19 protein-coding genes are annotated in these 26689 nt (G+C 72.6%); 7 read left to right on the plus strand and 12 right to left on the minus strand.

The features are described from left to right. Positions 1 to 100: 100 nt before the first annotated feature. The 4 genes from egtD to TR46_RS28685 all read right to left on the minus strand — a co-directional run bounded on the left by egtD (position 101) and on the right by TR46_RS28685 (position 5430). Positions 101 to 1078 (minus strand): L-histidine N(alpha)-methyltransferase, encoded by a 978-nt coding sequence (gene egtD / locus TR46_RS28670; protein ID WP_439654397.1) that lies wholly within the window; start codon positions 1076 to 1078, stop codon positions 101 to 103. Positions 1079 to 1914: 836 nt separating this feature from the next. Next, positions 1915 to 3249 (minus strand): ergothioneine biosynthesis protein EgtB, encoded by a 1335-nt coding sequence (gene egtB, locus TR46_RS28675; protein WP_042406822.1) that lies wholly within the window; start codon positions 3247 to 3249, stop codon positions 1915 to 1917. Further along, a complete protein-coding gene (egtA, locus tag TR46_RS28680) occupies positions 3246 to 4487 on the minus strand; it encodes an ergothioneine biosynthesis glutamate--cysteine ligase EgtA (RefSeq protein WP_042406824.1) in 1242 nt (413 codons plus the stop codon). Before egtA ends, egtB begins: the two co-directional genes overlap by 4 nt. 178 nt (positions 4488 to 4665) lie before the next feature. Continuing rightward, positions 4666 to 5430, minus strand: coding sequence for a trypsin-like serine peptidase (locus TR46_RS28685; protein ID WP_052433164.1), 765 nt, complete (start codon positions 5428 to 5430; stop codon positions 4666 to 4668). Positions 5431 to 5724: 294 nt separating this feature from the next. Between TR46_RS28685 and TR46_RS28690 the strand changes: the two genes are divergently transcribed. After that, entirely contained in the window at positions 5725 to 6141 is a 417-nt protein-coding gene (locus TR46_RS28690; protein WP_042406826.1) for an ATP-binding protein, read from the plus strand. Positions 6142 to 6148: 7 nt separating this feature from the next. Here the strand turns inward: TR46_RS28690 and TR46_RS28695 are convergent, their stop codons facing one another. Both TR46_RS28695 and TR46_RS28700 read right to left on the minus strand, forming a co-directional pair. Next, on the minus strand, positions 6149 to 8107 hold the full coding sequence (locus tag TR46_RS28695) for an APC family permease (protein ID WP_042406829.1): 1959 nt from the start codon (positions 8105 to 8107) through the stop codon (positions 6149 to 6151). A gap of 48 nt (positions 8108 to 8155) precedes the next feature. Next, positions 8156 to 9352, minus strand: coding sequence for an efflux RND transporter periplasmic adaptor subunit (locus TR46_RS28700; protein WP_152626733.1), 1197 nt, complete (start codon positions 9350 to 9352; stop codon positions 8156 to 8158). Positions 9353 to 9710: 358 nt separating this feature from the next. Here TR46_RS28700 and TR46_RS28705 point away from each other — a divergent pair, with 358 nt between their 5' ends. The 4 genes from TR46_RS28705 (at position 9711) to TR46_RS28720 (ending at position 15881) form a co-directional block, all read left to right on the plus strand. Next, positions 9711 to 9920 carry a hypothetical protein gene (locus TR46_RS28705; protein ID WP_152626734.1) on the plus strand — a complete coding sequence of 70 codons (210 nt, stop codon included), beginning with the start codon at positions 9711 to 9713 and terminating at the stop codon, positions 9918 to 9920. Positions 9921 to 10094: 174 nt separating this feature from the next. After that, positions 10095 to 12455 (plus strand): ricin-type beta-trefoil lectin domain protein, encoded by a 2361-nt coding sequence (locus TR46_RS28710; RefSeq protein ID WP_236655559.1) that lies wholly within the window; start codon positions 10095 to 10097, stop codon positions 12453 to 12455. A 138-nt stretch (positions 12456 to 12593) separates the two neighbouring features. Next, the gene (locus tag TR46_RS28715) at positions 12594 to 13688 is read left to right on the plus strand and encodes a Gfo/Idh/MocA family protein (RefSeq protein ID WP_042406837.1); all 1095 of its coding nucleotides are present in this window, start codon (positions 12594 to 12596) and stop codon (positions 13686 to 13688) included. Positions 13689 to 13835: 147 nt separating this feature from the next. Beyond that, a complete protein-coding gene (locus TR46_RS28720; protein ID WP_042406839.1) occupies positions 13836 to 15881 on the plus strand; it encodes a phosphocholine-specific phospholipase C in 2046 nt (681 codons plus the stop codon). Between the two features lie 12 nt (positions 15882 to 15893). On the opposite strand, the gene TR46_RS28725 is transcribed toward TR46_RS28720, so the two are convergent. Next, complete coding sequence (locus TR46_RS28725) at positions 15894 to 16439, minus strand: peptidoglycan recognition protein family protein (RefSeq protein ID WP_052433165.1); 546 nt, start codon at positions 16437 to 16439, stop codon at positions 15894 to 15896. A 136-nt stretch (positions 16440 to 16575) separates the two neighbouring features. On the opposite strand from TR46_RS28725, the gene TR46_RS28730 reads away from it, so the two are divergent. Continuing rightward, on the plus strand, positions 16576 to 16824 hold the full coding sequence (locus tag TR46_RS28730; RefSeq protein ID WP_052433166.1) for a DUF6479 family protein: 249 nt from the start codon (positions 16576 to 16578) through the stop codon (positions 16822 to 16824). 191 nt (positions 16825 to 17015) lie between these two features. Here the strand turns inward: TR46_RS28730 and TR46_RS28735 are convergent, their stop codons facing one another. From TR46_RS28735 to TR46_RS28745, 3 genes are all read right to left on the minus strand, one after another. Then, positions 17016 to 18614: a DUF2142 domain-containing protein gene (locus TR46_RS28735; protein WP_042406842.1), complete on the minus strand. Its 1599-nt coding sequence runs from the start codon at positions 18612 to 18614 to the stop codon at positions 17016 to 17018. Positions 18615 to 18799: 185 nt separating this feature from the next. Next, complete coding sequence (locus TR46_RS28740) at positions 18800 to 20926, minus strand: transglycosylase domain-containing protein (RefSeq protein ID WP_052433167.1); 2127 nt, start codon at positions 20924 to 20926, stop codon at positions 18800 to 18802. Positions 20927 to 20937: 11 nt separating this feature from the next. Further along, entirely contained in the window at positions 20938 to 22143 is a 1206-nt protein-coding gene (locus TR46_RS28745) for a rod shape-determining protein (RefSeq protein WP_084719010.1), read from the minus strand. 611 nt (positions 22144 to 22754) lie between these two features. Between TR46_RS28745 and TR46_RS28750 the strand changes: the two genes are divergently transcribed. Further along, positions 22755 to 24596 (plus strand): ATP-binding SpoIIE family protein phosphatase, encoded by a 1842-nt coding sequence (locus TR46_RS28750; RefSeq protein WP_042406921.1) that lies wholly within the window; start codon positions 22755 to 22757, stop codon positions 24594 to 24596. Positions 24597 to 24692: 96 nt separating this feature from the next. Here TR46_RS28750 and TR46_RS28755 read toward each other — a convergent pair whose 3' ends face one another. Beyond that, positions 24693 to 25499 carry a family 1 encapsulin nanocompartment shell protein gene (locus TR46_RS28755; RefSeq protein ID WP_042406845.1) on the minus strand — a complete coding sequence of 269 codons (807 nt, stop codon included), beginning with the start codon at positions 25497 to 25499 and terminating at the stop codon, positions 24693 to 24695. Then, a complete protein-coding gene (locus tag TR46_RS28760) occupies positions 25496 to 26599 on the minus strand; it encodes a Dyp-type peroxidase (protein ID WP_042406849.1) in 1104 nt (367 codons plus the stop codon). Before TR46_RS28760 ends, TR46_RS28755 begins: the two co-directional genes overlap by 4 nt. Positions 26600 to 26689 lie beyond the last annotated feature (90 nt).

Raw genomic sequence — 26689 nt, forward strand, 5'->3', positions numbered from 1 at the left:
CGGCGGGCTGTCGGTGCACTGAGCCGCAGCCCGGGTGCACCGGCAGCCCGCCGGTACGTCACCTGCCGGAACTCACCTGCCGGAACTCACCTGCCGGGCCTCACCTGCTGGGGACGGCGAGCAGCAGCGCGAAGCGCGCCGCCCGGTCGGTCCACCAGCGGCGGACGGTGAAGCCCGCGGCTGCGAGCTCGGCGGTGAGGGTCTCGCGGCGGAACTTGGTGGAGATCTCGGTGCGCAGGCTCTCCCCGGCCGCGAAGTCCACGGACAGGTCCACCGCCGGGATCTTGACGTTCTGTTCGATCCGGGAGACCAGGTGCATCTCGATCCGCTCCTCCTCGGTGTTCCACACCGCGCGGTGCTCGAAGGCGTCCGCGTCGAAGTCGGCGCCCAGCTCCCGGTCCAGCACCTGCAGCACGTTCTTGTTGAACGCCTCGGTGACGCCCTGGCTGTCGTCGTAGGCGGCCACCAGCACCTCGGGATCCTTCACCAGGTCCGCTCCGAGCAGCAGCACGTCGTCCGCGCTGAGGGCGCGGCGCAGCAGTGCGTAGAAGTCCCTGCGCTGGTCCGGGTCGAGGTTGCCGATGGTGCTGCCCAGGAAGGCCAGCAGCCGCGGACCCGGCTCGTCGTGCAGCGCCAGGTCGTGCTCGAAGTCGGTGACCGCCGCGGTGACCCGCAGCGCCGGGTAGTCCCGGCACAGCGCCTCACCGGCCTCCACCAGGGCGGAGGCGCTGACGTCGAGCGGGGTGTAGTGCTGCAGGGTGCCCTGCGCGGTCAGCGCGTCCAGCAGCAGCCGGGTCTTGCGGGAGGAGCCCGAGCCCAGTTCGATCAGCGAGCGGGCGTGGGTGGCGGCGGCGATCTCGGGGGCGCGCTGCTGCAGGATCTCCTGCTCGGCCCGGGTGGGGTAGTACTCGGGCAGTTCGGTTATCTGCTCGAAGAGCTTGCTGCCGAGTTCGTCGTAGAACCACTTCGGCGGAAGGGTCTTCGGCTGTGCGGACAGGCCCTGGCGCACGTCCGTGCGCAGCGTGGTGGCGAGGTAGTCCGAGGGCAGTCGCGTCTCGATGCTGAAGCGGTCGTTCACGAGTTCGTCCTTGCTGTGTGGGTGGCGCTGTACGGATCGCGGCACGGGGCGCAGCGGGTAGCTGCGCACCGCGTCGGGTGTGGCCAGCAACAGGGTGTGCTCGGGGACCTCCTCCCACGTGGAGTCGTCGTCCGGTTCGGAGGCGACCAGGACCCGGCCGTGGGCCCGCCGGTACCAGAGGGTGTCGCCGTGCCGGGTGGCCGCGATGGTGCGGCCGTCGGTGAGCAGCAGGTTCAGCCGCGCCTGCGGGCGGTCCCGGGCGACCCGCCGGACCAGGCCGGCCAGCGCCAGCCCCGGCGGTTCGCCCTGGCGCAGCCGGTGCGCCAGCATCGCCCACAGCAGTGCCGAGTCGCAGTGTGCTTCGAGGGCCAGCAGGTCGGCGCTGTCCAGCCCGGTGCCGGCGGTGGGCAGCCGGGTCCAGTCCGGGACCGCGCCGTTGTGGCTGAACAGCCAGCGGCCCTCGCGGAACGGGGCCGCGGCGGACTCGTCCTGGGTGGTCCCGGCGGTGGCCGAGCGGACCGCTGCCAGGAAGGAGTGGCTGCTGACGGCGCGGGCGAGGTCGGGCAGGTTGCCGTCGGCCCAGATCGGCACCGCCCGACGGTGCCGGAAGCAGGTGTCCTCCCCGGAGGCGGACGTACCGGGGGCGTCCGGGCCCGGATCGTCCGAGTCGGGGCGGTCCGGGTCGGGGTACCAGCCGAACCCGTAGCCGTCGGCGTTGACGGTGCCGTAGCGCTGCAGCCGGGGCGCCCAGGACTGCCGGTACAGGCTGTGCCCGGGCTCCAGCAGCACCGAGGCCAGCGTGGTCCGCGGGCCCAGATACGCCAGGTGACGGCACATCAGCCCAGCTCCGAGGGGGCGGCGTCGCGGGCGGTGCGGAAGCCGGAGAAGATCTGCCGGCGGATCGGGTAGTCCCAGTTGCGGAAGGTGCCGCGGCAGGCCACCGGGTCCACCCCGAAGGCGCCGCCGCGCAGCACCTTGTAGTCGGGACCGAAGAACACCTCGGAGTACTCCTTGTAGGGGAAGGCGTTGAAGCCCGGGTAGGGGGCGAAATCGCTGCCGGTCCACTCCCAGACGTCACCGATCAGCTGCCGGGCGCCGCTGGGGGCGCTGCCCAGCGGGTAGCTGCCGGCCGGGGCCGGCTGAAGGTGGCGCTGGCCGAGGTTGGCGTGCTCGGCGGTCGGCTCCTGGTCGCCCCAGGGGTAGCGCCGGGAGCGGCCGGTGGCCGGGTCCAGCCGGGCGGCCTTCTCCCACTCGGCCTCGCTGGGCAGCCGGCGTCCGGCCCAGCGGGCGTAGGCGTCGGCTTCGTACCAGCAGACATGGACGACCGGTTCGTCACCCGGGACCGGCTCGGTGCGGCCGAAGCGCCGCCGCAGCCAGGTGTCACCGTCGAGCTGCCAGAACAGCGGCGCGGACAGCCCGGCCTGCTCCCGGTGGCGCAGGCCGGCCGGGGTCCACCAGCGCGGGTCCCGGTAGCCGCCGTCGGCGATGAACTCCTGGTAGGCCGCATTGGTGACCGGGGTGGTGTCCAGCCAGTAGCCGGGCAGCTCCACGGTGTGCGCCGGACGCTCGTTGTCCAGGGCCCAGGGGTCGGTGCTGGTGCCCATGGTGAACGGCCCGGCAGGGACCAGCACCTCGGTGGGCAGGGCGGCCGCGTCGGCGGGCGCGGCCGGGGGCGCGGGGGCGTCCAGTACTGCGGGGCCCTGGCGCAGCTGGTGAGTGGCGAGCATGGTCTCGTCGTGCTGCTGCTCGTGCTGGGCGATCATGCCGAAGACGAATCCTTCGGCCAGCAGCGGGGGTCCGTCGGGGTCGAGTGCGGTGCCGTCGAGCACCTCCAGGGCCTGCTCGCGGACCTGACGGAGGTAGCCGCGGGCGGGTTCCGGGTCGAGCAGCGGCAGCGCGGGCCGGTCGGCGCGCGGGTGCTGGAAGGCGTCGTACAGGTGGTCGAGGTCCGGGCGGATCGCCGCCCGGCCTCCGGCGTCGCGCACCAGCCAGAGCTCCTCCTGGTTGCCGATGTGCGCCAGGTCCCAGACCAGGGGCGACATCAGCGGGGAGTGCTGCGCCTTGAGGCCGTCCTCGTCCAGGCAGTCGGTCAGGCCGAGGGTGCGGCGCCGCGAGGTCTCCAGGGCGGCCGCGATCCTCGTGCGCAGGTCGGTCGAATCGTGCTGGTTCATCCGCGGATCCCTTCCAGGAGGTCGTCTGCGGGACATCGGCCCCGTTCGGCGTAGCGCCGGGAGAAGCGCGCCGTCGCGGTGCGCAGGCCGGCCGGGGCGCCGGAGTCGGCGAGGGAGGCCTCCGCGGCGCCGAAGCAGGCGCGGACGGCCTTGCCGATGACCGGCTCCGCCGGTCCGAGCCTGGCGGCCAGGCTCCACTGCTCCGGCGTGGGGACGGCGGCGCCGCCCGGGCACAGCGGCTCGGTGGCCTCCCAGGCCGCACGGGCCGCCACCGGATCGTCCATCAGGGTGGCCGCGACCGAAGCCGCCACCGCCCAGTCCTCGCCGCGCTGGCTGTCGATCATCCGGAGCTCCAGCCAGCCGCGCGGGCGGATCGGCGGGAACAGTGTGGTCAGGTGGTAGTCGAGGTCGTCCAGCGCGGGCGGCCTGAGGCCGTCCGCGCCGCGGGTCCAGTCGCGGAAGGTCAGTCCCGGCGGGGCGTTCCAGTCCTCCGGGGCCTCGCGCCGCAGGCACAGCAGCGGTGCGTCCAGCGCGTAGTCGGCCCAGGCGGCCCGGGGGTCGTCACTGGGGGTCACCGGGCCGGTGCGGGTCGGGTCCATCCGCTCCCAGACCGCCCGCCGGGTCGACTTCCATCCGGTGGGCCGTCCCCGCCACAGCGGGGAGTTGGCGAAGGCCGCGATCAGCACCGGGCCGAGCCGGTGCACCAGCTGCCACCTGTAGCGGTACCCGGAGACGCCCGCGGTCTCGTCCCCGGCGTCCAGGTTGACCTGCACGGCGGCGGTGGCCCGCATCATCATCCGGCCCGAGGGGCCGACGCGGTCGAGGTAGGCCTCCATGGCGCGGTAGCGGGGGTGCTGCGCGATCCGGGGCGGGTCCAGATGCGGCTCCAGGCCGTCTCCTGCGAGCACCAGGCCCTGCAGGGCCAGAGCCCCGGACAGTACCCGGGTGTCGGCCCGGAGCGCCTGGACGCAGCCGGCCAGATCGGTACTGGGCAGGGAGCTGAGCTCCACCTGCCCTCCGGGTTCGCGGGTCAGCCTGCTGCCCGCCGGCAGTGCACCCGGTCCCGCCAGCGGCGCCAGGGCCGCCTCCAACCGTTCCGGGCGGACCGGGAGCCTCCCGTCCGCGCCGTCGTGCACCAGCCATTCCAGCTCAAGACCGGTCCGCCTGGGCGGGCCGGTCTTGAAACAGACCCCGTAGACGTGTTCCCGGGCTTCGTTCTCCGCCAGGCGGTGTCCCATGACATCCGCTCCTTTCGTCCTCGTTCGCCCTACCCAGGTCCGGATCCCGGTACGCACGGGGGGCGTGATGGCGGAGGGATTGGCCGATACGGGCCGTTCCGCTTCTCCCGGGACTCAGACCAGTGAGGACCGGACCGCTTTCGGCCGCAACTCGAAACGGCCGGAAACCGTCCCCCGGTCAACCGTCGACCGCGGTGCGGTACAGCGCGGCGATGCCCGGTCCAAAACCGGGCGAGTAGGACAGGTCGGCGGTGGAGCCGCCGGACTGGTATCCGCCGACCGCACCCACCACGGTGCCGCGGCCGTCCGCGCCGACCGCGGCCAGCAGCGGGCTGCCGCTGGTGCCGCCGGTCATCCCCCGGCACGGGAACTGCGCCTGGTCGCGGCCGAAGCCGAGCAGCACACTGGCACAGACCACCGGACGGTCCCCGGTACTCGGATAGCCCACGGCCTCCACCGAGCCGTGCCACTGCGGCTGGAAGGCGAGGCCCTCGGCGCCCACCGCCTCCTCCACCGGGCGCGCGCCGACCAGCGGACGGGTGGTCAGAAACGCGACGTCGAAGTCCGGGTCACCGTCGCGCCACCAGCGCGGGTCGGTGACCACCCGGGTCACCGACCAGGTCCCGAACGGGTGCCGGCCCTGGTGGTATCCGGGCACGAACACCAGGGACGCCCCCGACCCGGCCGCTTCCTCCGCGGAGCCCCGGCCCGGGGCCACCGCGCAGTGCGCCGCCGTGACCAGCAGGTTCCGTCCCGGGCTGTCCACCACCGCCGCCGTGCAGAAGTGCTCTTCCGGCCGGCCGTCGACGGTCGAGAAGACGGCGCCCACCTGCGGGACCACCCCGGCCGGCCGCACCGCCGGCACTCCGCGCCGGGTCGGCGCCCCGGCCGTCGCGCCGCCGGCCGTCCCGGCCACGTCCGTGCTCGGCGGCAGCGGGGGCACGGCCCGCCCTGCCCCGACGACAGCGGTCGGAGCATCAGCACCAGCGCCACAGCGGCCCACAGCACCATGGCCCTCGGCGACGGACGGTTCGTCATGTCAACGAATCCTGGTTCGGCGTGGGGCCGCCGACCAACGGGGGCGGGCAACCGGGTGAGCCGTCCGGGGCCCTTGGACCCGGTGCGCAGAGGCATTTCGACCGATGCCCCGGCGCCCGGGAGCTCCTACGGTGGGATGAGTGGGGAGAAGTGACCCTCCCCGAGCGACCGACCAGAACCACCGATGGGAGCCAGCAGGATGAGCAGCGCCGCCGACATGACCCTTCCCAGTCGCACCCGTGCGGCGTCCCAGGCCCGGATGGCACTGACCGCGGTGGCGCCCGGGCACGAGCTGGTCGAAGACGGCCGGCTGCTGGTGACCGAGGCGGTGGCCAACGCCGTGGAGCACACCGACTCCGCCGACGTGCGCATCCTGATCCGCCACGACGAGCTCTCGGGCCTGCTGGTGTGCGCGGTCCGCGACACCGGCACCGGGCTGCCCTGTCCGGACGCGGCCGGCGTCGGCTCGCAGGCCGTGGCCAGGCCGGCGGCACCTGCCGAGGACGGCCGGGGACTGCAGCTGATCGAGGAGCTCAGTGCCCACTGGGGCTGCGAGGTGGACGCCCACGGCAAGTGGGTGTGGTTCGCCCTGGACCCGGAGACGGCCGGCGCCTGAGTGGTCCTCAGACCCGGGTCCGGCCGCCGCCGGGAGCGGTCGGCGCGGCCGGGGCCGCGGCGGCGGCCAGCCGGAACGGCACGTCGATCACGGTGACCTCCGGAGCGAACAGCAGCCGGGCCTTGAGCCTCAGCGCGTTCTGGTTGTGCAGCGGCTGCTCCCACCAGTGGCTGACCACGTACTCGGGGATCACCACGGACACCATCGCGGCCGGGTCCGCCGCCGTCTGCTGTCTGATCCGGGCCAGTACCGGCCCCACCACCTCGCGGTAGGGCGAGTGCAGGATCTCCAGCGGCACATCCGGGACGTGCTGGTCCCACTGCTGGCGCAACTCCTCGGCATCGGCGGCGTCGGCCGCGACGCTCATCGCGGTGACCGTGGTCGGGTGCAGCGCCTGGGCCACGCCCAGGGCCTTCAGCGTGGGCGCGTGCACGGCCGAGACCAGGACCAGCACATGGTTGCTCGGCGGCACGTGCGGACGGGCCCCTTCCGGGACCGCGACGAACTCAGCGACCTGGTCGTAGTGGCGGCGCACCCCCTTCATCCCGAGGAAGAGCAGCGGCATGGCGATGATCACCAGCCAGGCGCCGTGGGTGAACTTGGTGATCAGCACGATCACCAGCACCAGCGCGGTCAGGGCGGCGCCGACCGCGTTGATCGACTGCGACCTGCGCATCCGGCGGCGTGACGACGGCTCGGTCTCGGTGGCCAGGGCGGTGCGCCAGTGCCGCACCATGCCGGCCTGGGAGAGGGTGAAGGAGACGAAGACGCCGATGATGTAGAGCTGGATGATCCGGGTGAGGTTGGCGTCGAAGGCCACGATCAACCCGATCGCGGCCAGCGCCAGCAGCACCACGCCGTTGGAGTAGACCAACCGGTCGCCGCGGTTGTGCAACTGCCGCGGCGCGTAGCGGTCCCGGGCCAGGATCGAGGCGAGCATCGGGAAGCCGTTGAAGGCGGTATTGGCGGCCAGGATCAGCACCCCGGCGGTGAACGTCTGCACCAGGTAGAACAGCAGGTCCGCGCCGCCGAAGGTGGCCCGTGCGATCTGCGCCAGCGCGGTGGGCATGGCGGTTCCCGGCGCCAGTCCCAACTCGGCGGGGTCGGCCGCGACATGCACCCGATAGGCCATGGCCAGCACGGTGATGCCGACGAACATGGTCACCGAGAACACGCCCATCACCGCAAGCGTGGTCGCCGCATTGCGGCTCTTGGGCTCCTGGAACGCCGGGACCCCGTTGCTGATCGCCTCCACCCCGGTCAGCGCGGTGCAGCCGGACGCGAAGGCGCGCATCGCCAGCAGCACCACGGCCAGTCCGGTGTAGGAGCCGGTGGCGTGGATCGGAAGGTGGGCCGACTCGGCGCGGATGGTGGCGCCCCAGGCCAGCCGCACCGCGGCATAGCCGAACATCAGGTAGATCGCGGCGATGAAGCCGTAGGTGGGGATGGCGAACAGACGTCCGGACTCGCGTACCCCGCGCAGGTTCAGCAGGGTCAGCACGGTCACGAACACCACCGACAGCAGCACCTGGTAGCGGTCCAGTGCGGGGATCGCGGACGTGATGGCGGCGACGCCGGAGACCACCGAGACCGCGACCGTCAGCACATAGTCCACCAGCAGGGCGCTGGCTGCCGTGAGCGCCGCGGTGGGCCCGAGGTTCTCCGCGCTGACCACATAGGCCCCGCCACCACCGGGGTAGGCGTGACAGGTCTGCCGGTAGGAGGCGACCACCACGACCAGCAGCAGCACGATGGCGGCGGCCGCGTACCAGGCGAGGTGCAGCAGGGCGACCCCGCCCAGCGCCAGGATCAGCAGGATCTCCTCGGTGGCGTAGGCGACCGAGGAGAGCGGGTCGCTGCAGAAGATGGGCAGAGCCAGCCGTTTGGGGAGCAGCGTCTCCCCCAGCCGGGCGCTGTCCAACGGCGTCCCGAACAGCAGGCGCTTGGGACTGTTCCAGACACTCATTTCGCCAAACTAGGGCATAGGTGAACAAATACCACCACGCCACACGGGTCAGGGGACGGCGACCGTGTCACCCGCCTGCACACCCGCGGTGATCTGCGTCAACTGGTCCACGGTGATGCCGGTCTCGACCGCGGCCCGGGCCCGGCCGCAGCGGCCGGCACGGCCGGCGAACGGACAGTGAAGCAGCGTCACATGCGCGCCGGCACCGTCGGAGTGGACCGCCGACTCGGGCACGGCCAGCACCCCCGGACGGGCCTCCAGGGTGATCGTGACCGTGGCCGGCATCCCCGGCAGCGCGCCGACCGGGGGCGCCGGGAGCGCCAGGTCCAGCGGATACGCCACCGGCCCGGGGGTCCACTGACCCGTCAACGTCGGGACGGGGGGCGGCTCGGGCGCGGACCCGGACCCCGGGGCGGCCGTGGTCGCGCTCAACGGAAGTGCGACCACCCGGGTCGCCACCTGGGCGGCGGAGTCCGGCACCACCACGTCGACCGGCAGGCCGGGCCGCAGGCGGTCGCGCACCCCGCCGTCCACCTGGGTGTGCACCTCCAGGTCGCGCGAGCGCAGCACCAGCGCCGGGGCGCGGCAGTCGGGGCTGGCGCCCAGCGCGGTGCCGAGCTGGTCGACCACGCCGTCAGCGGGCGCGGTGATCGTCGCGTCGTCCACGGTGCGCTGCAGGGCCGTCACCCGCTGCTGCTCCCGGGCGACCCGGTCCAGGTCCGGGCCGAGCAGCGACTGGGCGGTGGCGGCGGGATCGGCCGCGGCGCCGGTCGGGGAGCCGGCTGCCGAGCCGGTCGCGGCGGCCGTGTCGGCGGCGGCGCTGCGGTGCTGCTCCAGCAGCGCCTGGGCCTGGGCGAGGTCCTGCTGGGCGGAGTCCAGGGCCTGGTGGACGGCCGCGGTGTCGGCGCGGGCCAGCACCTGACCCTTGGTCACCAGCTGGCCAGGGACCACCGGCAGCTCGGAGACCGGCCCCAGCCCGGGCGCGGCGTGCGCGGCCGCCGCACACATGTCGGCGTCGGCCGAGCCGCCGCCGGGCACCGCGGTGCTCGCCCCGAAGTACAACCGCCAGGTCACCGCCGCCCGCAGCACCCCGGTCAGTTGCGCGGTGGACCGCAGATCCACCGCGTGCACCTTGAACGCCCGGACCGACACCCCCTGGCCGACCGCGGGCACGGCGACGACCGCCGCACCGGCCACCACCAGTGCGCCGGCTGCCGCCAGGCACCGGCTCACTTGCCGCCGCACGGCACACCCCTGCGCACCCTGGTCGGCCCATGCGGTGGTTCCATGCCTCGAAGCATGACAAATCGTATTTATAGACTCAACTACCCGCCCCGGTGCGCCGTGTGAATTCCGCCCCCGGGACGCACCGGCGCCCCCGGGGGCTGAACCCGGGGGCGCCGTTTGCCGGGGAGAAGAGTTCCCAGCAGTGACTGAGCTGTCGCTCAGACTCCAGCGTGTGACCGGGAGTCGCTCACTGCAACGTGACTGGGCCGAACGGGTGAGCGGAGAACCGCGCGAACGCCGACCGGGCACGGACCGCGCCCGCCCGTTCGGCCCAACCCGCGGTGACCCCCGGGCCCGCCGCCTCGTTGGGCTCGACATGCCTGAGCCCCGCTGGTCCCGTGTGCCCCTCGCCGAACTGCCCCCGCAGTGGGCCGCACCGGCCGTATCGGCGACGCCGCCGACAAGACCGCAGGACGAGCCGATCTACTCGCAGCTCGCGGCCGAGTGGCGCGGCACCGGGCGCACGCTGCCCGGACTGCAGGACCGGGAGTGGGCCGAGCTGGTGGCCCGCCGCACCTGGCGCTGACCGCCCTGTCGGATTCTGTCGGAAACCTTGACATGTCCAGGTGACGATGCGTCAATTCCAACAGCGACCAACATTTTCCTCCCAATGCGACCACTGGTCGCTTCCACCTGCTGAGAGGTGATCGCAGTGATCGGTGCGCGGCGTTGGGGCAGAGAGATACCGGCAGTGCTCGGGGTGGTGACACTCCTGCTGATCGCGATGGGTTTCGGTCCGACCGCGCCCAAGGCGCACGCCGCCACCACCACGACCGTCTCGGTCAACGGGACCAGCGCGGGCAAGACCTTCGACGGAATCGGGGCGATCAGCGGCGGCGGCGGCAACACCCGGCTGCTCACCGACTACCCCGCGGCCCAGCAGCAGCAGATCCTCAACTACCTGTTCAAGCCCGGCTACGGCGCCGACCTGCAGATCCTCAAGGTGGAGATCGGCGGCGACACCAACTCCACCGACGGTTCCGAGTCCAGCCACATGCACACCGCCTCCGCCGTCGACTGCGGCACCGGGTACGAGTGGTGGCTGATGGAGCAGGCCAAGGCGCTCAATCCGTCGATCAAGCTCTACGGCCTGGCCTGGGGCGCGCCGGGGTGGATCGGCGGCGGCAACTTCTGGTCCACCGACACCGTCAACTACCTGGTGAACTGGCTCGGTTGCGCCAAGTCGCACGGGCTGTCCATCGACTACCTCGGCGGCTGGAACGAGCGCGGCTACAACGTCGCCTGGTACGAGCAGCTTCGCTCCACCCTGAACGCCGACGGCTACTCCGCCGTCCAGTTGGTCGCCGCCGACAGCGACTGGAGCGTCGCCTCCGACGTCGCCTCCAACTCCGCCTTCGCCAACGCCGTCTCGGCGATCGGGGTGCACTACCCCTGTGCCGGCGGGGACGGCGGTTCTGCGGACACCTGCACCGGCAACGCCACCGCGACCGCCACCGGCAAGCCGCTGTGGGCGAGTGAGAACGGCTCGCAGGACCTCAACGCGGGTGCCGGCGCGCTGATCCGCTCGATCACCCGCGGCTATCTGGACGGTGGGCTGACCGCCTACATCAACTGGCCGGTGGTGGCCGCGGTCTACCCGAACCTGCCCTATGACACCGACGGCCTCGTCCTGGCCTCCCAGCCGTGGTCCGGCGCCTACAGCGTCGGCAAGAGCCTGTGGGCCACCGCGCAGGTCACCCAGTTCACCGCGCCCGGCTGGAAGTTCCTCAACACCGGCTCGGGCTATCTGGGCGGCAGCGAGTCCAACGGCAGCTATGTGTCGCTGAAGGCGAGCAGCGGCACCGGCTACTCGACCGTCATCGAGACCACCACCGCCACCGCGGCCCAGACCGTGAACGTCAATGTCAGCGGCGGCCTGTCCACCGGCACCGTCCATGTCTGGGCCACCAACCTGAACGCCTCGGCCGCGACCGGCGGCATGGTCCAGCAGAGCGACATCACTCCGTCCGGCGGCTCCTACTCGCTCACCGTGCAGCCCGGCTACATCTACACGCTGACCACCACCACCGGTCAGGGCAAGGGCACGGCGGCCGGTCCGGCGCAGAGCGCCCGGAGCCTGCCGTACTCCGACACCTTCGACAGCGACACCACCGACCAGCAGCCGCGGCTGCTCTCCCAGATGCAGGGCGCCTTCGAGGTGCAGCCGTGCGCCGGCGGCCGCAGCGGCAGTTGCGTCGCCCAGCGGGCGCTGGTGAAGCCGATCGAGTGGGACGGCGACTCCAACCCGTACACCGTCGGCGGCAGCCTGGGCTGGACCAACTACACCGTCGCCGCCGACGCACTGATCGGGTCGGCCGGGTCGGTGCAGCTGCTGGGCCGCGTCGGCACCCAGCACAGCTTCGGACCGGCCGGGATCAACGAGTACTACCTGCAGTTCAGCAACACCGGGGCCTGGTCGATCGTGCGCAACAACACCAGCGGCACGCTGACCACGCTGGCCGGCGGCACGGTGACCGCGCCGGGGACCGGCAGCTGGCACCATCTGGCGCTGACCTTCAACGGCAGCAGCATCAGCGCGGCCATCGACGGAACCACCGTGGGCAGCGCCACCGACGGCACCTATGTGGCAGGCATGGTCGGTCTCGGCACCAGCGGCTACCAGGCCGACCAGTTCGACAATCTGACGGTCACCCCGGTCGGGACCACCCCGGCCGCCCGGCCCATCGTGGCGGTCGACAACTCCGCCAAGTGCGTGGACGACAACAACGGCTCCGCCGCCAACGGCACCAAGGTGCAGATGTGGGACTGCAACGGCACCGCCGCCCAGAACTGGACGGTCGGCACCGACGGCACCGTTCGCATCAACGGCGCCTGCATGGACATCACCGGTGCAGGATCCGCCGACGGGACCCTGGTGGAGCTGTGGACCTGCAACAGCGGGGCCAACCAGCAGTGGCAGCAGCAGGGCAGCTCCCTGGTCAACCCGGCGACCGGCAAGTGCCTGGACGACAGCGGGTTCAACACCGCCAACGGCACCCAGCTGGAGATCTGGACCTGCAACGGCGGCGGCAACCAGCAGTGGGTGGAGACCTCCCAGTAGGCAGGCGCAGTAGTCGGGCGCAGTAGTCGGGCGCAGTGGTCCGGCGGTCTGGTCAGGGCGCCACGGGTGGGGGCAGGATGATCACGCAATCCTGCCCCCGCCCGTGGCGGGGCGCCCGCACCACCGGGAGGCACAACCGTGGACACCCACACACCGTCGGTCTTCGCACTCATAGGGAGCGGCTGGCGCTCCGAGTTCTTCCTGCGGCTGGCCCGGCAGGCCCCCGGGCAACTGCGGGTGTGCGGGGTGGTCACCCGCGGTGCCGACCGCGGCGCCGCGATCGAGGCCGAGTGGGGCGTGCCGACCTTCCGCACCGTCAAGGACCTGCTGGCGGCCACCGGGCCGGACTTCGTGGTGCCCTGCGTGCCCTGGGACGTGGCCGCGCAGGTGACCGTAGAGCTGGTCGAGGCCGGGGCGAAGGTGCTGACCGAGACGCCGCCGGCGGCGGACCTCGACGGGCTGCGCGGGCTCTGGGCGGCGGTCGGAGCTTCGGGGACGGTCCAGGTGGCCGAGCAGTACATGTGGATGCCGGCCCATGCCGTCCGCGGCGAGTTGGTCGCCCGCGGCGCCATCGGCCAGGTGGGTTCGGTGCAGGTCTCCTCCACCCACCTCTACCACGCCGTGTCGATCATCCGCCGGCTGCTCGGCGTCGGTTTCGCCCCCGCCACGGTGCGCGCCCAGTCCTTCACCGCCCCGCTGGCGGATCCGCTGGGCCGGGACGGCTGGAACGGCGACACCACCCCCAAGCCCGCCGCGACCACTCTGGCCACGCTCGACTTCGGCGGCGCGATGGGCCTCTACGACTTCACCGACAACCAGTGGTGGAACCCGCTGCGTGCCCGCCGGATCACCGTCCGCGGCTCGCTCGGCGAGATCGTCGACGACCGGATGACCCGGCTGGTGGACGAGCGCAGCGTGGTGGAGTCCCCGCTGGTGCGCCGCCGTACCGGGACCGACCTCAACCTGGAGGGCGTGGACCTGGACCACATCAGCGTCGACGGGCAGGTGCTGTGGCGCAACCGGGTCTTCGGGGCGCGGTTCTCCGAGGACGACCTGGCCGTGGTCGACCTGCTGCTGGACACCACCGCCTGGAGCCGGGGGCTCGGTCCGGCCCCCTACCCGCTGGCCGACGGCTGCCAGGACCATGCCGTCAGCCTGGCCGTGCTGGAGTCGCTGCGCACCGGCGACGCCGTCGCCACGAGCGTCGAACCCTGGGCCGCCGACGCGGTCTGACCACCGGGCACATCTCGTTTTGATCACGGGTCCAGTCCACATGTGGGCAAGCCTTCATGTCCCTGCCACCTTTGACGGGTCGCCAGTCCATCTGTGCCGTTCAGAGTTCAGCCCGTCGTGTCCTGCCCACCCCCTCCGGAGGACTCCGTGGCCCCTGTCACCCGTCGCACCTTCCTCGGCTCCGCCGCCGCCCTCGGCGCGGCGCTCGGCCTGGAGGCGGTGGCCGGCTCCGCGTCCAGCGCCGCGGCCGCCGCCACCGGCACCATCAAGGACGTCAAGCACGTGGTCGTGCTGATGCAGGAGAACCGCAGCTTCGACCACTACTTCGGCACCCTGAAAGGGGTCCGCGGCTTCGCGGACCGCAGCACGGTACCGCTGTCCGGCGGCTACTCGGTCTTCGACCAGCCCAACGGCAGCAGCCGCCAGTACCCCTGGCAGCTGAGCGCCACCAGCACCTGGGACTTCGGGGCCACCCCGGAGACCCTGGCCCAGTGCGACGGCTCGCTGGACCACGGCTGGTCCACCCAGCACAGCGCCTGGAACGGCGGGAAGATGGACAACTGGATCTCCGCCAAGGGGTCCAACCGCACCATGGGCTACCTCGACCGCTCGGACATCCCGTTCCACTACGCGCTGGCCGACGCCTACACCGTCTGCGACGCCTACCACTGCTCGATCCTCAGTGCGACCGGCCCCAACCGCACCTATCTGTGGGGCGGCATGATCGACCCGAGCGGCACCGCGGGCGGTCCCGCCTACGACGGCGGCTCGGAGTCCGGGCTCAGCTGGCAGACCTATGCGGAGACGCTGCAGAACGCCGGGGTGAGCTGGAAGGTCTACCAGAACGCGAGCGACAACTTCGGCGACAACGGCCTGGCGTACTTCAAGCAGTTCGCCAGTGCCGCCAGTAGCAGCTCCCTCTACCAGCGCGGCATGGGCTCGGTCCCGTCGACCGGCTCCACCCCGGACGACATCGCCGCCGCGATCAGGGCCGACGCCCTGGCGGGCACCCTTCCTCAGGTCTCCTGGGTGGTGGCCAACCAGGCCTTCTCCGAGCACCCGGACGCGCCCCCGAACGACGGCGCGCACTTCATCAACCTGGTGCTGCAGGCGCTGGCCGCCGACAGCGGCGTGCTGGACTCCACCGTGCTGTTCCTCAACTACGACGAGAACGACGGCTTCTTCGACCATGTGCCGCCGCCGGTCGCGCCCTCCGGGACCGCCGACGAGAGCTACAGCGGCACTCCGATCGGGCTGGGCTTCCGGGTGCCGATGGTCGTCGTCTCCCCCTGGAGCCGGGGCGGCTGGGTGGACTCCCAGGTCTCCGACCACACCTCGGTGATCCGCTTCATCGAGACCTGGACCACCGCCCTCGGCACCCCGGCGATCTGCCGGAGCATCAGCGCCTGGCGGCGCAAGGTCTGCGGCGACCTCACCGGCGCCTTCGACTTCGCCAACCCGGTCTCCGGCCTGCCATCGCTGCCGTCCACCAGCGCCACCATCGGCCAGGCCACGTGCAACGCGCTGGTCAACCCCGCTCCGGGCACCAATGCGCTGCCGGCCCAGGAGAGCGGCACCCGCCCGGCCCGGGCCCTGCCCTACCAGCCCAACGGCCAGGTGGACCACATCGAGTTCGACTCCGGCGGCAAGACCCTGGTGTGGATCAAGATGGCCAATCAGGGCACGCAGGCGACCGCCGCGGCCCACTTCTCGATCTACGCCAACGCCTACCGCACCGGCGGCCCCTGGCAGTACACCGTGGACGCGGGCGGCACCGCCTCCGACTTCTTCAACGTCGGCACCGGCTACGGCAATGGGAAGTACGACCTCACCCTGGTCGGCCCCAACCGCTTCCTGCGCCGCTTCGCCGGCGACACCACCGCCGCGGGCAGCAAGGCCGAGGCCGTCCCCTCCTTCGGGGCGGCCCCGGACACCGGCAAGCAGGCCGTCTGGTTCGCGATGGCCAACACCTCCACGGCGCAGGTCACCTTCACCATCACCGCCACCGGCTACCGCACCGACGGTCCTTGGACCTACCAGGTCCCGGCGGGCGGCAGCGTCTCCGACTACTTCAACGCGGTCGCCTACAGCAACGGCTGGTACGACTTCACCGTCACCGTGAGCAGCGACACGAGCTGGAGCCGCCGCTTCGTCGGCCACATCGAGACCGGCGCGGCCAGCGTGAGCGGGTAGGCGGACAGTCCGTCAGGCACGTCGGGTCAGGCCAGGCCGGGGGCGCGGCGCCCCGGCCAGGATCCAGCGGTACAGGGGCTCACCGGGGCAGTCGGTCTCACGACCGTCCCGGTGGCCCGCGACCTCGGGCCCGGCCCCGCCCTGATCGCGCAGCCAGTCGACCGCGTCGCACAGCCCGTCCAGCAGGGCCGGGCCGGGCTCGGTCAGACCGCGGTCGCCGAGCATGGCGCAGACCGCGTAGTGGGCCCGGTTCAGCCCGCGGTCGCCGTTCGCCCCGCTCTCGCGGTGTGCGCCGCGGCCCTCGAACACCTGGCCGTGCGGGCAGACCACGGCGTTGTAGGCGATGTCGATCCAGCCCTGCCCGGCGTCGGCCAGGTGCATCGCCTGGATCTCCCGGACCCGGGCGGCGCAGCGGTGGTGCTGGTCCGGCGCCGCCAGGTCGGCGGGCACCTCCCGGCCCTCGTAGTGGATCTTGACGCCGAGCGTCCGCGGCAGCGCCCGCCACTGCTGCGAGGGCGGCAGCGCGCCCCACTCCGCCCGGGTCACCAGAGTCTCCATGGGGCATTCCTCCCCCGCCCCGGGCCGTTCCTACCGCCCCGCGGCACCCGCCGGGCTTCCCCCGGGGGCCGGTGTTCCTCCGCCGACCGGACCAACCCGGACGGCACGCTCGCACAGCCGGTGTTAGAGCTGAACCATGAGCGCTCATCTGCAGCTGGCGTCGGCCAGCAGCGCCGGGATCTACCTCGTGATCGTCGGTGTCGTCATCGTGGCCGTCCTCATCGGCGCCTTCGTCCTCGGGTCGCGCCGCAAACGCCGCGAGCCCCCGCCCAATGTGCACCCGCCGCACGTGCCGGACCGCCCCGATCCCGAGGCCTGGTCGACGCCGCCCGATACCCCGGGCCGGGCCCCGCACGGGCACCGCGCACCGGACGACCCGCGCTGAACGCCGACGTTCCGGATCGGTCGGCCCCGCGCACGTGGACCCCACCGCCGCTTCTGCCGGGCGGCGTGGGGTCCACGTGCCCGGGCGGCGGGTTGCGACCTGCGCCGTCCGGGCGCCTCAAGGGTGGCACGTACACGTCATACAAAACAATCCCTTGCGTACACTTCGTTCCCACGATTTGCTCACGACACTTACAACTCCGCCATCACCGGCAGCTCCTGCAGCTCCCGCTGAGGCGGCGTCATCCGCCACACCAGCCGGCCCAGTAGGGCCAGGCCGACGATCGCGGCCATCAGCGGCAGTTCGGGGCCGAGGACCGGCAGCCAGGTGCCGGTGAAGGGGTTCCACGGCTGGACCGGCAGCGGGTTGATGCCGCCCCTGATGCCCGTCTGGTAGCGCAGCATCGCCGCGTACAAGGTCACCAGCTGCAGCGGTAGCAGCAGCAGCACATAGGCCCGGGTCAGTGTCCGCAGCTGGGCCTCGCTGAACACGCCCCGCTCGACCAGCAGGTACGCCCCCAGGATCGGCACGCCCAGGATGGCGGGCAGCCCGTAGCGGCCCTGGGACAGGTACCAGCCCTGGCTGATCGGGCCGACGTCGCTGGCGAAGAGCAGGGCGAAGGTGCCGACCACCAGCATCGCCAGCCGGATCCGGTCCATGGTGCGGGTCAGCACCATGGCCGTGAACAGCAGTGCGCCGAAGGCGCAGAACCAGACCGGGAAGACGATCGCCGGCGGCGAGGTCTCGCCGAAGCCGACCAGCCCCACCATGCCCTTGACCAGGTACTCGCCCCGGTCCCAGATGTCCACGCTGAGTGCGGCCAGCACCTTGGCTGCCAGCGAGCGGTCGCCGCCGGTGGAGACCGCGTCCCCGGCGGGGTTCTGCCACAACGACCAGAGCCCGCCCGCGACCACGGCAGCCAGCACGAACGCGCCCCAGCGGCGGACCAGCCGCAGCCGGGTCAACCGGCTCAGCCGGTCCCGGGAAAGGCCGAGGGCGGCGACGCCGACGATCATGACCAGCCACAGGATCCCGCCGAACCGCACCGTGGCCACGACCGCGGCGCCGAGCGAGGCCAGCCGGACCAGAGCGGGCGACCGCTGGTGACCGTCGACGAGCAGCACCAGTGCCGTCCACAGCACTGCGGCGCCGCCGATCTCCAGTCCGGCCGGGTTGACCGCGGGTGCCAGGTTCACCGCCACCGGGGTGAGCGCGACCAGCAGCCCGGCCAGCATCCGGCGGCCGCGCCGGGCCATCGCCGTGATCGCGAAGGCCGCCGCGAACAGCGCGCTGACCATGGCGTCGGAGATCAGCCGGGCCAGGTAGATGCCGACCGAGTCGGGCCACAGGCGGAGCGGCTGGCCCACGATCACGTAGTAGATCGGGTTGTAGCGGGCGGCGCCGGAGGGCAGGTCCACGATGGTGTGCTCGTCCTGGGTCCGGCCGGCCGCCGGCGAGCAGTTGGCGGGGATGCCCGGGTCGTCCTGGAAGCAGGCGGAGTCCTTCGGGGCGTTGGGGGCGAGGCTGCGCGGAACCTTGATCACCGGATAGCCGTCGGGCGCGATCACACCGTGCCACACCAGCTGCCCGTTCGCCGCGCTGTAGGCCCGCGCCACGTGGCGGGACTCGTCGGCGAAGCCGTCGTAGGGGACGGCCAGGCCCCAGCCGATGCCGAGGACGAGGAAACCCACGAAGGCCCACCAGAAGACCCGGACCGGGGTCCACCGGTCCGCCGACCGTCCCGGTTCGGCTACTGCGGAGGGGTTCGACCCGACAGCGGCGACAGCCATGTTCCTCGACAATCCGAATCCGCTACAGCGTGTGGACGGGTGGCACGACCGGCCCGATGTGCAGATCGGACAAGCGTCGGCCAAGTCAGCCAGACGATACACCGACCTGCTGGGAGCCTCCGGGGAACCTCCCGTTCCGCTCGACATGTGTTCACTCCTGCGTCGCACGTTCTATCGCGCCCGTGCTACGGCGTGGTGCCGCTGGTCGGGGCCGCCGGGTTCGGGGAGCTCGCCGGGTTCGGCAGCGGGACCGAGGCCAGCGCCACGTTCGGCTGCCCGTCGAGCGCTCCGCTGACGGCCTCCTTCCAGATCGGCCCGGCCAGCGTGCCGCCGAACGCGTCCGAGACGTAGACCCCGCCGTAGGAGCGGTTGTTCAGACTCTCCAACGGTGCCTTGGTGTCGCTGACCACGGCAGCTCCGGCGAGCTGCGCGGTGAAGCCGGTGAACCAGACCTGCTTGTGCCCGTCGGTGGTGCCGGTCTTCCCGGCGTCGTCGCGGTCGGACAGCCCCGCGGGCCGGCCGGTGCCGTCCTGGACCACCCCGTGCAGCATGGTGGTGATCGCGTCCGCGGTGTCCGAGGACATCACGGACCTGCAGGTCGACCTGGGGACCGGCAGCCGGGCGCCGGCGGCGGTGGTGACCGCGGTGAGGGCGACCGGGGGGCAGTAGCTGCCGTGCGCGGCGAAGGTCGCGTAGACGTTGGCCATCTGCAGCGGGGTGAAGTTGTTGGTGCCCAGCGTCAGCGACTGGACCTGGTCCACCGACCTGAGCCGGCCCGAGCTGTCGGTCACCGCCTGCCGGCTCAGTCCGAGCGAGTCGGCCATCCGGACCACGTTGCACAGCCCCGCGTCGGCCTCCAGCGGGACGAAGTAGGTGTTCACCGACTGCGCCATCGCGTCCGGCATGTCGAAGGGGCCGACCAGGTCGGGGCTGTCGTTCTGGTCGCCGGGCACCTGCGGCAGGGTGGTGCCGTCGCAGGTCTGCATCGCGGGGTAGTCGTCCTTGTAGGGCGCCGGGTACACCTGGTCCATGCCGATCCCGTTCTCCAGCGCCGCCGCGGCGGTGACCGGCTTGAACGTCGAGCCGGTCTGGAAGCCGCTGCCGCCGCCCATGGTCCGGTCCACGTTGAGGTTGAGCTCGGTCTGGTGGTCGCCGGGCCCGTAGGGGCGGCTCTGGGCCATTCCGATGATCCTTCCGGTGCCGGGCTGGACCAGGGTGATCGCCGCGGCGGCCTGGTCGGTGGCGTAGACGTGACCGGTGACCGCGGCCTGGGCGGCTGCCTGGGCGGCGGGGTCCAGGGTGGTGTGGATCTGCAGCCCGCCGGTGTCCCACAGCGCCTGCCTGGCCTCCCGGGTGGCTCCGAACGACGCGTCGGCCAGGAAGATGTGCTTCACGTAGTCGCAGAAGAAGGCCTCGCCGCTGACCGCGGTGATGCAGCCCTCCCGAGGCGGACTGGTCGACAGCCCCAGCGGCGCGGCCTCGGCCGCCTTCGCCTGGGCCGGGGTGATGCTGTGGTTGGCGGCCATGGCGTCGAGCACGGAGTCCCGCCGCTGCTTGGCGGTGTCCGGGTCGCGCAGCGGGTCGTAGCGGCTGGGGGACTGCACCAGGCCGGCCAGCATGGCCGCCTGCGGCAGCGCCAGATCGGCGGCTCGCACGCTGAAGTAGCGCTCCGCCGCCGCCTCCACGCCGTAGGCCTGCTCCCCGAAGAAGGTGATGTTGAGGTAGGACTCGAGGATCTGGTCCTTGGACATCCGCTCCTCCAGGCCGATCGCGTACTTCATCTCCTGGACCTTGCGCCCCAGCGTCTGCCGCTGCGCCGCCAGCACCTTGGCCCGGTCGTCCCCCGCCTCCTCGACGAAGACGTTCTTGACGTACTGCTGGGTCAGCGTGGAACCGCCCTGGGCGACGCCGCCGGAGCCGGCGTTGGTCACCAGGGCGCGCAGGGTGCCCTTGAGGTCCACGGCGCCGTGCTGGTAGAAGCGGTCGTCCTCGATGTCGACGATGGCGTGGCGCATCACCGGGGCTATTCGGTCCAGCGGGACCACGGTGCGGTCCCGGGTGTAGACCCTGGCCATCACCCCGCCCCCGGCGTCGTAGAGGGTGGACGCCTGCGCCAGCACCGGCTCGGTCAGACTGTCCGGCAGCTGCTCGAACGAGCCGGCCGCCGACTTGGCGCCGTAGCCGACCGCACCGACCAGCGGCAGGGCCAGGGCCGCGACCAGGGCCCCGGCCAGCACGCTGGCGCCGAGCAGGCGGGTGCACAGGGCCGCCCGGCCCAGCCCGGAGCCGGAACGCTGATGATGCTCGGTCATGTCCGCACCTCTCAGCCGGCGGCCGGCTCCGGTTCCAGTTCGCCGGTGGCGATCGCCGCGGCCCGCAGCGCGGAGCGGTCCACGCCCGCCCAGCCCACGTCCATCAGCAGCTGGGTGCCCTTGACCGCGACCAGCTCGCAGTCCTCCACGACGTGGACCGGCAGGTCGGACTCCGCCCGCACCGCCTCCACCAGGCCGTGCAGCCGGGCGCCGCCGCCGGTGAGCACGACGCCGCGCTCGTAGACGTCGGCCGCCATCTCCACCGGGCAGCCCGCCAGCACCGCGGTGACCTGGTCGCAGACCGCCGCGACGGCGCGCGGCAGCAGCACCTCGTGCAGCTCGCCGAGCGGCAGCATCAGCCCGCGCGGGCGGGCGCTCACCGCGTCCTGGCCGCGGACCGAGACAGTGTCCCGGGCGCCGCGCAGGGTGGTCTTCAGCGTCTCGGCGGCCGCAGCGCCGATCACCACCTGGTGCTCCTCGCGCAGATGGCGCAGCAGCAGCGCGTCCAGGGCGTCGCCGCCGGTGCGGACGGACCGCGAGGCGATCACCCGTCCGCAGACCACCAGCGCCGCGCTGGTGTGCTCGGCGCCCAGGTCGACGATGACGCTGGCGTAGTGGGTGTTCACCGCGATGCCGGCGCCGACCGCCGCGGCCAGTGCCTGCGGCACCAGGCGGATGTCGGTGAAGCCCACGTCGCGGCAGAGCTGGCGCAGCGCCGCGGCGCCGAGGTCGGTGACCGCCGGCGAGACGCAGACCCCCACCCGGCCACCGTAGGTGAGCCTGGCCCGGCCGGACTCGCGCATCAGGGTGCGCACCATGATCTGGGTGACCCGCTGGTCGGCCACGGTTCCGCCGCTGGTGGGGCGGCACAGCTTGAGCGCGCCCCAGGTGCGGCCCTCCATGGCTACGGCGTCCTCGCCCATGGCGAAGATGGTGTCCTGCTCCTCGAGCACGACCCTGGCCGGCATCGCCGCCACCGGGGCACCCGCCCCTCTGCGGACGCGCAGCGACGAAGCACCCAGATCAATGGCTGTACAGGATCGAAGCGTGGACAAGCGTTCCTCCCTGGTTGGTCGTCCCGCGCCACACGCCGTCCGTACCGGGGCCGCGGCACCTGGAACGATCACACCCCCGGAGCAGTGGGACCGCCAGGCGGCCGGTCCGGACGGGGGAACGCGGACCGACCTGAGTAATATGCTTTTGTCCGCTCTTGACATCACTTGATGTTCTTACAGGTGTTTCGACATGGTTCAACTGGTCCTGTCCGCCCGGACCCGGAAGGGACGGCCAGATGGCTGACGAGCAGGGCAGCGGGTACCAGCCGCTGCACGCCGACCGGGTGCTGGACAGCTCCGGCATCGGGGTCTGGCGCTGGAACCGGGCGCACGCGGAGCTGGAGGTCGATCCGATCGCGGCCCGGCTGCTCGGCGTGGACCCGGCGGCGGAGCGCCTCGGGGAGCGCCGGCTGCGGTCGCTGCTGCACGCCGAGGACTACGTCCGGCTGCGCTCCACCGCCGAGCTGGCCGTCCACGAGCAGCGTCCCTTCGACGTCCGGGTCAGGGTTCTGACTGCCCGGGGGGCCCTGCGCCGGGTGCTGCACGTGCAACTGGTACCCGCGGTTCCCGACCAGCCCTGGGCGATCCAGGGGACCGCCCTGGAGGGACACCTGGCCGACATCTGCGAGGGCAGCCTCTCCGCGACCGTGCCACGGGCGGACCCGGACACGGAGCGGGACACGTACCCGAACCCGAACGCGGACGGGGCCGGGGCCGGGGACGGGGACGGGGACGGCGACCGGGACGCCCAGGCGGGTCACGGGCCGGGCGGCCTGGACGCGGAGCTGCGGCAGATCGACGCCTTGAACCGGGCGCCCTCACCGCACACCGGCCGCCGCGGGGGCGGCCCGGCCGGCCCGGACGGGACCGCGCCGACGGACCCCGCTCTCCTGGGCACGGCACCCAACGGGACGGCAGCGTGGGGGACGGCGCCGGGGACGGCCAATCTGCGCCGCTCCCGCGAGGCCTTCCTGCTGGACGCCGGCCGGGCGCTGGCGGAGGCCGGCACCACCGCCGAGGTGCTCCGGGTGGTGGCCTCGCTGTCGATGCCGGGTTTCGCCCCGGACGGCATGGCGGTCTTCGGCGTGGACGGCAGCACCCTGAGCATGGTGGGCCAGCACGGCTACGGGAACATCGAGGAGTCGGCCTTCACCATGCCGGTGGAGACCGATTACCCGGCTGCCACGGTGGTCCGCACCGGTCGCGCGCTCTACCTGTCCTCCCCCGAGGAGTACAGCACCCGCTACCCCACGACCTGGCACCTGGCCTCAGGATTCGACCGCCGGTCCTGGGCCTTCCTGCCGCTGGTCACCGCCGGGCGCACCACCGGGGCCTGGCTGGCCGCCTTCCGCACCCCGGTGCGGTTCACCCCCGACGAGCGCGCGGTGCTGTCCACCGTCGCCCGGATGCTGGCGCACGCCCTGGAGCGCGCCCACACCAACGAGGCCGAACGGGCGCTGTCGCGCGGGCTGCGGCGCATCATGGACACCGGCGTGCCGACCGCGGAGGGCATCAGCGTGGCCACCCGCTATGTGCCCACCGGCGGCGGACTGATGGTCGGCGGCGACTGGTACGACATCATCGATCTGCCCGGCGGCCGACTGGCCCTGGTCATCAGCGACGTGCAGGGCCACGACGTGCACGCGGCCGGACTGATGGCCCAGCTGCGCACCGCCGTGCACGCCTACGCCACCGAGGGGCACCGCCCGGACGCCGTACTGGCCCGCACCTCGCGCTTCCTGGCCGCCCTGGACGACGACCGGTTCGCCACCTGCATCTACATCGAGTCCGACCCGGCCACCGGCACGCTGTCGATCGCCCGGGCCGGCCACCCCCATCCGGTGCTGCGGCTGCCCGACGGCACCTGCATGATCAGGCATGTCGACGGCGGCCTGCCGCTGGGCCTGGCCCCCGAGGGCGAGGACTACCCGGTCACCACGATGGAGCTGCAGCCCGGCGAGATCATGCTGCTGTGCACCGACGGGCTGATCGAGACCGGCGGCCACGACATGTACACCGGCTGGGTCCGGGTGCGGGACGCGCTGTCGCCGGGGCCCACCGACGATCTGGAGGGGATGGCGGACCGGCTGATCGACGCCGTGCACGGCCCCTCCTCGCACAGCGGCCCGGGGCACCTGGCGGACCGGCGCGAGGACGACATCGCCCTGCTGCTGCTGCGCCGGGACGCGGTCGGCCAGAGCCAGGCCGTCCCGGACCGGCGGCTGGTGCTGACGGTGGGCCAGGACCAGGCCGACCGGATCGCCGGGGCCCGTGCCGAGCTGCGGGCGATCATGCACGACTGGGCGGTGCCGGACCAGGTCGACGCGACGGTGCTGCTGGCCACCGAGCTGCTCACCAATGTGCTGGTGCACACCGACCAGGCCGCCGCGCTGGTGGCGACCATGTCCGGTCAGGTCGGCTCGCGCCGGCTGCGGCTGGAGGTGTCCGACGGCAGCGACGAGCTGGCGCACCGGCGCTCGCCGGGCGAGATGGCCTCCTCGGGCCGCGGCCTGATCCTGCTGGAGCTGCTCTCGGACCGCTGGGGGATGGAGCCGCGCGGCGAGGGCAAGTCCATCTGGTTCGATCTGGACGAGCAGCAGGAGCAGGCCGGCTGACAGCCCGTCGGCCGGTCAGGCGTCCGGGTCGGGCGGCCGGGTCGGGCGTCCGGGTCAGGCGGCCGGGTCGGGCGGCCGGGTCGGGCGGCCGGCCGGTCAGCCGGCCTTGGTCAGGGCCACCGCGGCCTCGCTGGTGTGCAGTTGGAAGGTGAGCGTCTCCTGGAGGTAGAGCTCGACCCCGGTGTCGGTGTGTGAGCGGTAGCCGATGGAGAGGTCCTGTCCCAGGTGCAGCTCGTAGTCACCGCCCCGGGTGGACAGCAGGAAGGCGCCCTGGATCGCGGGTGCCCAGACGATCTCGCCGTCCACCAGCAGCCGGGAGAGGTGGGTGAGGATCGGGAAGCCGTGGTCCGCGGTCTCGCTGACGGCGGTGTAGGCGTCCGCGCTCAGCAGCAGCGAGTAGGGGCCGCCGACCCCGGCCAGCCGCAGCGCGCTGAGGGCGCGGCTGACCGCGTCCGGGTAGTCGCGTACGTCCGCGGGCAGTTGCAGCTGGGGGTTGGAGGAGCCGGCCCCGATCCCGGTGATGCCGGCCTCCGGGTAGCCCTCGAAGACCACCCGGTCCTCGGCGAAGGCGGCGCGCCGCGCGGCGTCCTTGACGGGCTGCCAGTCCGCGTCCGCGGCGCCGCGTTCGACGCTGTCGACGTCGGCGCGGTCCACCGTGAAGGGGATCCGCAGCTCCACCACCTGCTGGACGTCGCGCAGTCCTGCGGTGACGCCCTCAGCGGGCGGGGTGATGGCGGTGAGCCTGCCGGTGCCGACGGCCGCCAGCTCGGTGCCGGCCGGGCCGTTCAGATCGACCACGCGTCGGCCCGCGACATGGCGTTTGAAGGTGCGTCGGGCCTCGTCCTCGATCTCCGCCCAGGCGGCATCGGAGACGGGTGCGAGTGAGCGGTGGAGGTTGTTCACTTCGGGGTGCTCCTTCTCAGACTGCCGATGCCCAGGGAATCGGTCGGCGATGCGGCGGCGAGTGCGGGCGCCGGAGACGGCACGTACGCCGGTGTCGGGACGCTCGCGCGGTCGCTCTGCCCGGGCAGATCAGGGAGGCCGTCCAGGAAGTCGGCGGACGGCGCGAAGAAGAGCGAGCCGGTGACAGCGGTGGAGAAGTCCAGGATCCGGTCGTAGGTGCCCGCCGGGCTGCCGACGAACATGTTCTCCAGCATCTTCTCGGTCACCGCCGGGGTCCTGGCGTACCCCAGGAAGTAGGTGCCGTACTCGCCGCGGCCGATGGTGCCGAACGGCATGTTCTCGCGCAGGATCTGACGCTGGGTGCCGTCGGGGTCGTTGACGGTGTTCAGGGCGACATGGGAGTTGGCCGGCTTCACCTCGTCGGCCAGCTCGATGTTGTCGGCCTTGGTGCGCCCGATCACCCGCTCCTGCTCCCCGGTGGACAGCGCGTTCCAGGCGGCGAGGTCGTGCAGGTACTTCTGCACCAGCAGATAGCTGCCGCCGGAGAAGTCCTGGTCCTCGGGGCCCACCAGGACCGCCCGGACCGCGTCCCGGCCGGAGGGGTTCTCGGTGCCGTCGACGAAGCCGAGCAGGTCCCGGAGGTCGAAGTAGCGGAAGCCATGGGTCTCGTCGACGACCGTGGCGGCCCCGGTGAGCCGGTTCACCACCTGGCCGGCCAGTTCGAAGCAGGCGTCCATCCGGGGCGCGCGGATGTGCAGCACCAGGTCGCCGGGGGTCGACACGGTGCGGTGCCGGGCGCCCTCGAAGTCGCGGAAGGGATGCAGTTCGGCGGGGCGGGGACCGTCGAACAGGCGGTCCCAAGCCTCCGAGCCGATGCCGGCCACGCAGGCGAGTCCGCCCTCGGGGATCCGGAAGCCGACCGAGCGCTGCAGCCCGGACAGGTCGCCGAGCAGGTCGCGGACCGTCTGCTCGCCGCCCGGGTCGATGGTCAGCACCAGGATGATCGCCGCCACGGTCAGCGGGCTCACCACCGGTTGGGGCTCTGCGCGTTCCTTGTTCTCTGAGCCGTCGGTCGTGACAGGTGGGAGCGCGGAAGTCATGCCCCCACCCTGCCGCCCCGGGCGATCCCCGGCAACCGAGCCCTTTACCGGGGCGCGAGGAACTGCGCGACCGGCTCACCGCGGTCCGCA

This window comes from Streptacidiphilus carbonis (assembly GCF_000787775.1).
GTDB classification, from domain to species: Bacteria; Actinomycetota; Actinomycetes; order Streptomycetales; family Streptomycetaceae; genus Streptacidiphilus; species Streptacidiphilus carbonis.

What these genes read in the sequence shown, in the direction of transcription:
- egtB (WP_042406822.1), bottom strand. Translation starts at nt 3,249, where the DNA reads ATGAACCAGCACGATTCGACCGACCTGCGCACGAGGATCGCGGCCGCC.
- egtA (WP_042406824.1), bottom strand. Translation starts at nt 4,487, where the DNA reads ATGGGACACCGCCTGGCGGAGAACGAAGCCCGGGAACACGTCTACGGG.
- TR46_RS28690 (WP_042406826.1), top strand. Translation starts at nt 5,725, where the DNA reads ATGAGCAGCGCCGCCGACATGACCCTTCCCAGTCGCACCCGTGCGGCG.
- TR46_RS28695 (WP_042406829.1), bottom strand. Translation starts at nt 8,107, where the DNA reads ATGAGTGTCTGGAACAGTCCCAAGCGCCTGCTGTTCGGGACGCCGTTG.
- TR46_RS28705 (WP_152626734.1), top strand. Translation starts at nt 9,711, where the DNA reads ATGCCTGAGCCCCGCTGGTCCCGTGTGCCCCTCGCCGAACTGCCCCCG.
- TR46_RS28725 (WP_052433165.1), bottom strand. Translation starts at nt 16,439, where the DNA reads ATGGAGACTCTGGTGACCCGGGCGGAGTGGGGCGCGCTGCCGCCCTCG.
- TR46_RS28730 (WP_052433166.1), top strand. Translation starts at nt 16,576, where the DNA reads ATGAGCGCTCATCTGCAGCTGGCGTCGGCCAGCAGCGCCGGGATCTAC.
- TR46_RS28735 (WP_042406842.1), bottom strand. Translation starts at nt 18,614, where the DNA reads ATGGCTGTCGCCGCTGTCGGGTCGAACCCCTCCGCAGTAGCCGAACCG.
- TR46_RS28740 (WP_052433167.1), bottom strand. Translation starts at nt 20,926, where the DNA reads ATGACCGAGCATCATCAGCGTTCCGGCTCCGGGCTGGGCCGGGCGGCC.
- TR46_RS28745 (WP_084719010.1), bottom strand. Translation starts at nt 22,143, where the DNA reads ATGTCAAGAGCGGACAAAAGCATATTACTCAGGTCGGTCCGCGTTCCC.
- TR46_RS28760 (WP_042406849.1), bottom strand. Translation starts at nt 26,599, where the DNA reads ATGACTTCCGCGCTCCCACCTGTCACGACCGACGGCTCAGAGAACAAG.